Annotated in this window: 5 protein-coding genes; 3 read left to right on the top strand and 2 right to left on the bottom strand. The window is 38.6% G+C overall.

Annotated features, from left to right (window positions below; all coding sequences use genetic code 11):
* The first annotated feature begins 394 nt into the window (after window positions 1–394).
* The 3 genes from CWB66_RS02225 to CWB66_RS02215 are packed head-to-tail and all read left to right on the top strand — an operon-like array spanning window position 395 to window position 5,165.
* Entirely contained in the window at window positions 395–2,317 is a 1,923-nt protein-coding gene (locus CWB66_RS02225; RefSeq protein ID WP_077537694.1) for a PrkA family serine protein kinase, read from the top strand.
* 31 nt (window positions 2,318–2,348) lie between these two features.
* On the top strand, window positions 2,349–3,632 hold the full coding sequence (locus tag CWB66_RS02220; protein WP_138584177.1) for a YeaH/YhbH family protein: 1,284 nt from the start codon (window positions 2,349–2,351) through the stop codon (window positions 3,630–3,632).
* Window positions 3,633–3,650: 18 nt separating this feature from the next.
* Window positions 3,651–5,165, top strand: coding sequence for a SpoVR family protein (locus tag CWB66_RS02215; RefSeq protein WP_138584176.1), 1,515 nt, complete (start codon window positions 3,651–3,653; stop codon window positions 5,163–5,165).
* Between the two features lie 156 nt (window positions 5,166–5,321).
* Here the strand turns inward: CWB66_RS02215 and CWB66_RS02210 are convergent, their stop codons facing one another.
* A complete protein-coding gene (locus CWB66_RS02210; RefSeq protein ID WP_138584175.1) occupies window positions 5,322–6,293 on the bottom strand; it encodes a sensor domain-containing diguanylate cyclase in 972 nt (323 codons plus the stop codon).
* Window positions 6,294–6,296: 3 nt separating this feature from the next.
* Window positions 6,297–7,301 (bottom strand): response regulator, encoded by a 1,005-nt coding sequence (locus tag CWB66_RS02205; protein WP_077537690.1) that lies wholly within the window; start codon window positions 7,299–7,301, stop codon window positions 6,297–6,299.
* Window positions 7,302–7,534: the final 233 nt, after the last annotated feature.

The raw sequence follows: 7,534 nt of genomic DNA, 5'->3' as shown, positions 1-7,534 counted from the left end.
ATGGAAAAGGTAAGGATATTATTACGTTACTCCTGAGGGAAGTGGGAGTCCATACATCTGTTTATCTTTCGAGGTTAAATTTGCAGCAGACTGTTTGGTATTTAGGCAAGGCAGAGCCTATGTGGTGTGGTTATTCCCCATAAATAGGTAATAACGATATATAAATGCCAAATACGGGTTACCCTTTTGGTTTAGGTAACTGCTCTCGCTCCTCATCTATACCTTAGTCGCCAACAAAGAGTTAATCACTCCTGGGAATAACCACATAGGGGCTACCCAGCCTAAAAAACAAACATTCCTGAGTTAAATTTTTAATTTTATTGCACAAAAGTACCAATTCGTGACTAGACTTTAAAAAGTAAGCACCTTTTTACAGCGGGTTTCGGAGGTTATTATGACTATTTTTGAGCATTACCAAGCACGATACGAAGCGGCACAAGAAGAAGAGTACAGTATCGCTGAATTCCTTGAGATTTGTAAAACCGATAAGTCTGCCTATGCAAGCGCCCCAGAGCGTCTGCTTATGGCAATTGGCGAACCAAATATGGTGGACACCGCAACGGATGCACGACTAAGCCGATTATTTTCTAATAGAGTGGTTGCACGTTACCCAGCATTTGCCGATTTTTACGGTATGGAAGACGCTATTGAGCAAATAGTGTCTTATTTAAAGCATGCAGCCCAAGGGTTAGAAGAATGCAAACAAGTGCTTTATTTACTTGGCCCCGTGGGCGGTGGTAAATCATCGATTGCTGAAAAACTAAAATATTTGATGCAACAAGTGCCTATCTATTCAATTAAAGGATCTCCGGTAAACGATCACCCTCTTTCATTGTTTGATCCAATCGAAGACGCAGAGCTGTTTAAGCGAGAATATGGGATCAAACCGCGCTATTTAAAAACAATCATGTCGCCTTGGGCAGGTAAACGCTTACAAGAATTTAACGGGGATATCAGTCAATTTAAAGTCATTAAACGCTACCCTTCGATTTTAAACCAAATAGGAATCGCTAAAACAGAGCCTGGAGATGAAAACAATCAAGATATTTCTGCACTCGTAGGCAAGGTAGATATTCGCCAGCTTGAACATTTTGCCCAAAATGATCCCGATGCATACGCCTACTCTGGCTCTTTATGCCTTGCAAACCAAGGCTTAATGGAATTTGTAGAAATGTTTAAAGCACCGATTAAAGTGCTACATCCATTACTTACCGCGACACAAGAGGGTAACTACAATGGAACAGAGGGTATTAGTGCACTGCCATTTAGCGGCATGATACTCGCCCACTCTAATGAATCTGAATGGCAAACCTTTAAAAACAATAAAAATAACGAAGCATTTTTAGACCGTGTTTATATTGTTAAAGTGCCTTATTGCTTACGTGTAACTGAAGAAATTAAAATTTACGACAAGTTACTTGAGCACAGTGAGCTATACAATGTGCCGTGTGCCCCTGGTACACTTAAAACGCTGGCACAATTTACAACACTCTCTCGCTTAAAAGAGCCTGAAAATTCCAGTATCTATTCAAAAATGCGCGTATACGATGGTGAAACATTAAAAGACACCGATCCTAAAGCAAAATCCTATCAAGAATACCGTGACTATGCCGGCGTTGATGAAGGTATGACAGGACTATCTACCCGTTTTGCATTTAAAATTTTATCTCGTGTATTTAATTTTGATACCACCGAGGTCGCCGCAAATCCAGTGCACTTATTTTACGTACTAGAACAGCAAATAGAGCGTGAGCAATTTTCAGCTGAAGTTGAAGAACGTTATTTAAGCTTTTTAAAAGGCTATTTAATTCCGCAATACGTAGAGTTTATAGGGAAAGAACTACAAACCGCCTATTTAGAATCGTACTCTGAATATGGCCAAAATATTTTTGACCGCTATGTTATTTATGCAGATTTTTGGATTCAAGATCAAGAGTATCGAGACCCTGATACAGGTCAATTATTCGACCGTTCGGCATTAAACGCTGAACTTGAAAAAATAGAAAAACCAGCAGGCATTTCTAACCCGAAAGATTTTCGTAATGAGATAGTTAATTTTGTACTGCGTGCCCGTGCCCATAATAATGGCAAGAATCCGCTATGGACCAGCTACGAAAAACTACGTACGGTAATTGAGAAAAAAATGTTTTCTAATACCGAAGATTTACTCCCTGTTATTTCGTTTAACGCCAAAACATCAGCTGAGGATCAGCAAAAACACGAAGACTTTGTTAATCGCATGGTCGAAAAAGGCTACACACAGAAACAAGTACGCTTGCTATCTGAGTGGTATTTACGGGTTAGAAAGTCGCAATAGCCTTCATAGTCGTAGTTTTTAGGAGGTCATTATGGCGCACTTTATAGATAGGCGTTTAAACGGCAAAAATAAAAGCACGCTTAATCGTCAGCGCTTTATTAGGCGCTATAAAAAGCAAATTAAAGAAGCTGTATCGGATGCTATAAACAAACGCAGCGTTACTGATTCTAGCTCTGGTGAGAGTATTTCTATTCCACAGCGAGATATCAGCGAGCCCACATTTCATCAGGGAAAAGGAGGAAATAGAGAGCAGATTCACCCTGGTAACGATCAGTTTTCTACGGGTGATAAAATTGAACGCCCTAAAGGCGGACAAGGTGGCGGCGCTGGAGAAGGCGAAGCAAGTGATACAGGCGAAGGGCAAGACGAGTTTGTGTTCTCTATATCAAAAGATGAATACCTTGACTTACTATTTGAAGACCTAGAATTACCTAACTTGCAAGAAAATCAACTCGATAAATTAGTGCAAATGAAAACCCATCGCGCTGGATTTTGTAGCGATGGAATGCCAAGTAATATCGATATAGTTCGTTCACTACAAGGCTCACTTGCACGTCGTGTTGCCATGAGTGCGGGTAAAAAACGTCGCTTAGTTGAGCTTGAAGCGCAACTAGCTATGCTTCTTGTTGAGTCTCACAGCGATAAAGCTGCAATCGCCTTACTAAAAAAAGAAATTGAGACATTAAAAGTACAAATTAAATCAGTCCCGTTTATTGATAATTACGATTTACGCTTTCGTAATTATGAAAAACGCCCTCACCCCACCAGCAAAGCAGTGATGTTTTGTATTATGGATGTGTCTGGCTCAATGGATCAGGCGACAAAAGATATGGCAAAACGCTTTTACATCTTGCTTTATCAATTTTTAACACGAAGTTACAAAGACATTGAAGTGGTTTATATTCGCCATCACACACAAGCAAAAGAAGTAGATGAGCAGGAGTTTTTCTACTCTCAAGAAACGGGCGGTACGATTGTTTCAAGCGCCCTTAAGTTAATGGACGAAATAATTAAAAAGCGCTACCACGCGGATGAGTGGAATGTATACGCAGCGCAGGCCTCTGATGGCGATAATTGGGCTGACGATACGCCGCAATGTGGGCAGATTTTACGTAATAAACTTTTAGATGCAGTACGGTATTTTGCTTATATAGAAATTACCACACGTGCCCATCAAAGCTTATGGCGCGAATATGAAGACATAACACACAGCCATAGCAATTTCGCTATACAGCATATTAAAGAAGTAGAAGACATTTATCCTATATTTAGAAAGCTATTCAAAAAAGGTCGTCAACAGCAAGGCCCTGCATAGCCTAAAGCGAGGTGCACTATGAACGACAAACGAATGAGTGATGGCCCAGATTGGACCTTTGATTTATTAAATGAGTACCAAGGTGAGATAGCTCGCGTTGCAGCCCACTACAAATTAGATACTTACCCTAATCAAATTGAAGTGATCACAGCCGAGCAAATGATGGATGCTTACTCGAGCGTTGGCATGCCTATAGGATATAGCCACTGGTCGTATGGTAAAAAATTCATACAAACAGAGCAAAACTATAAGCGCGGACAAATGGGTCTCGCTTACGAAATAGTGATCAATTCAGACCCTTGTATTGCGTACTTAATGGAAGAAAATACGCTTCCTATGCAAGCGCTTGTAATGGCGCATGCCTGTTATGGGCATAATTCATTTTTCAAAGGTAATTATTTATTTAAAACATGGACTGATGCAAGCTCAATAATAGACTATCTTTTATTCGCTAAAAATTACATAAGTCGCTGCGAGGAAAAACACGGTATAACTCAAGTAGAAACCTTATTGGACTCTTGCCATGCACTCATGAATTATGGTGTTGATCGCTATAAGCGCCCACAACAAATATCGCTATTTGAAGAACAAAAACGTCAACATGAACGAGAAGAATACCTACAATCGCAGGTAAACGAGTTATGGCGAACCATTCCTGAACAACAACAAGAAACAAAAAAGAAAACACGCCACTTTCCAGAAGAACCACAAGAAAATATTTTATATTTTATTGAAAAAAATGCCCCATTACTCGATTCTTGGCAACGTGAAATTATACGTATTGTACGTAAAATTTCGCAATACTTTTATCCGCAAAAACAAACTCAGGTTATGAACGAAGGTTGGGCTACATTTTGGCACTATACTATCCTTAATCATTTATATGATGAGGGTAAGCTGACTGACTCATTCATGTTAGAGTTTTTACAAAGCCATACTAATGTGGTGTACCAGCCCCCTTATAACAGCAAGTATTATTCAGGCATTAACCCATATGCTTTGGGTTTTAATATGATGGTTGATATTCGCAGGATATGTGAACACCCAACTGAAGAAGATAAACGCTGGTTTCCTGAGTATGCAGGTAGTAACTGGCTAGATACCCTGCACTTTGCAATGGAAAACTTTAAGGATGAGAGTTTTATTAGCCAATTCCTATCGCCCAAATTAATACGCGATTTTAAATTATTTACTATCGTCGATCATGCAAATAACCCACACTTAGAAGTTGGTGCAATACATAACGACAATGGCTATCAAGTCGTTAGAGAAGCACTCTCAGCGCAGTATAATTTGAGTAATCATGAACCTAACATTCAAGTGTATGATGTTGATATTAGAGGCGATAGATCGCTTACGTTACGCTACATCCCACATAATAGCGTCCCTTTAGCAAACTCACACGAGGAGGTACTAAAACACCTTTACAGACTATGGGGCTTTAAAGTAAAACTCGAACAGGAGTCATACTCTGGTGAAGTATCAACTATTAGTCAATGCCCAATAGATGACTCTCCTCACACAACAGAGTGAATATAATGGATCATAAAAAATTCCTCGTACTGACCAGCTCAATAGAATAGGCAAAATTTATGGCAACACAGCAAAAAATAAGGCGTTTACTAAAAATTGACTTACTTATTTTAGCACCTCATTGAAACAACGATTAATTGATATAAAAAATGACACTTAGAGGTCATTTTTTATATCATCGAAAGAAGTTACTCTATTACGGCCACCTTCTTTTGAAGAATAAAGTGCTTTATCTGCCGCCTCAATCCAACGTTCATGATCCTTAAATTCATGATTAAAACATGCCAAACCAATACTTACCGTCATCCTAATCTCGAGATTTTTATGTAAAGCAGGGGACGATTCAATCAATTGCCTTAAACGTTCAGCAAATACAACTGAGCCTTCTTTATCTGTATCAAGCAAGGTTACTACAAACTCTTCACCACCGTAGCGCCCTGCTATATCCGTTTCACGCAGTGCTGAGCGCAATAGCTTAGCAATATGGCGCAAAGCCTCATCCCCACCACTGTGTCCATATTTGTCATTCACTTTTTTAAAGTGATCAATATCAAACATCAATAAAGCGCTACAGCCTTCGTTGCGTTTTGTACGCAGGTATTCTTGCTTTAACAAATCCTCCCAATGACCTCGGTTTGTTAACTGTGTTAAATTATCAACTTGACTCATTTGCTCAAGCTTTTTGTTCAAATCTTCTAATTCTTTTTTATTTACTGCAATATCCGTAACATCATAAAGAATAATACAAATGTGACTCACCTCTGCTCTTATATTGGTCAGCGGTATAAATGTCGCATTTTGATACATGTATTCAGCTTTGCCTGTTATTGGGCGATAATTTTTAAAGCGAAATATATAAGGCTGCTGCTCCCAAATAGTAAATGAGCGATTTTTTAATACAAATACTGATTCTGACTTACTTCTAAACCATTTTTCGTCAATTGCTGGAAATAAATCAAATAAATCTTTGTGCTTTACCGCACTTGGTAACAATCCTGAATGGTTTTCCATAAAACCATTCCATACGCATACCTTATAATCTCTATCTAGCACCACAAGGCCTACATCAACGGTGTTAAACATATCCATTAACCAATGGATCTCATTCATATCTAAATCAGCGGCCATAACTTAGTCTTCTAATAGGTAAGCAACTTTGAACTTCAAAGTTTTAAGTGAATCTTCAGTAAATAGCAGCATAAGATCACAATTTATATCGTGATTTTCTATGCCGTAGCTAATCTCAATAGCAAGTGTGCGCTGCCAGCGTGACTTATTAGCTTTTACCAACTCAGAGACATCTCGGTGCTGACCAAGAACTATAGGGTGCCCTTGGCTAAACGACATATCGAGTTGTTTTGAAAGGCCTGTTAAAATTGCCCCAATGAGAATATTACTTATATCCATAAGTAACTCAAGCTCAACTTTGTCGTTGAGTTCACCATCGTAATTCATTAAAGAGGCGATTTCTTTAAAGCTGGAGTCATTTAATAACAATAATGCTTCACCGGATACGCCACCACCTATAAACCCTTGGCAAACACCCGAAGTAGAGGCATTGTTGTCAATAGAGCGCAGCGCCATATCTAACTCACTTACCTCTAATATATTAACGTTGGGAATAGGCAACTTAACGAATACATTGAGAAGACGTGCAAGTAAATCACCCGCTTGACCCATTGCAACGTTAGTTAGTTCTTGATATATATCACGAACATCAGGGTCTACTTGTTCTCCTAATGAATGAGAAAGGCGTTCGCGCATGGCTTTATCTTTAATGCCATGATGCTCTATAATCTCGGCTAGCTTTTCTGCCGAGCAAGGCTTTTGAATGAAATCAATTGCACCAAGCTCAATCACTCGTTGATGCGCGCTTGGCTGAATATCGCCAGACACGACCACGGTTAATATATTAAGCCCTTGCTCTTTCATGGCTATTAAAACTTCATAGCCATCCATTTCTGGCATATTTAAATCGAGAAAAAGGATTTCAGGTTGAATTAATTCTATTTGCTTAATGCAGTCAACACCATTAATTGCAAACTCAACTTTGATATCCCAATCATCTGGCAAAGATCGTGCTAATTGACGCCTTGCTAATTTTGAATCATCACATATTAGTACCGATGTTGACATATAATCTCTCTATTTCTTAACTGCTAAATTTATATCCAATTCTTTTCTACTAATTATACCAATCTGCTTATATATGGGGTCTATTTAACGTTAAGAAAATTACGCTAGAACTAGGCAAAAATTTTTGTATCTAGTTGTTCTAAATAAAAAATTTTTAACGACGTTATAGTGCAATTTAATTCGTTAAATTGTTCAAAGATTTATGCACTTTGGTATTACTAGCATATAAATGA

It is taken from the genome of Pseudoalteromonas sp. S558, from assembly GCF_005886635.1.
In the GTDB taxonomy this organism is placed as follows: Bacteria; Pseudomonadota; Gammaproteobacteria; order Enterobacterales; family Alteromonadaceae; genus Pseudoalteromonas; species Pseudoalteromonas aliena.
The sequence above is the reverse complement of the archived record's forward strand: the minus strand, read 5'-3'. Positions and strand labels throughout refer to the sequence as shown.

Coding starts and splice junctions, on each gene's coding strand:
- CWB66_RS02225 (WP_077537694.1), top strand. CDS start 395: ATGACTATTTTTGAGCATTACCAAGCACGATACGAAGCGGCACAAGAA.
- CWB66_RS02220 (WP_138584177.1), top strand. CDS start 2,349: ATGGCGCACTTTATAGATAGGCGTTTAAACGGCAAAAATAAAAGCACG.
- CWB66_RS02215 (WP_138584176.1), top strand. CDS start 3,651: ATGAACGACAAACGAATGAGTGATGGCCCAGATTGGACCTTTGATTTA.
- CWB66_RS02210 (WP_138584175.1), bottom strand. CDS start 6,293: ATGGCCGCTGATTTAGATATGAATGAGATCCATTGGTTAATGGATATG.
- CWB66_RS02205 (WP_077537690.1), bottom strand. CDS start 7,301: ATGTCAACATCGGTACTAATATGTGATGATTCAAAATTAGCAAGGCGT.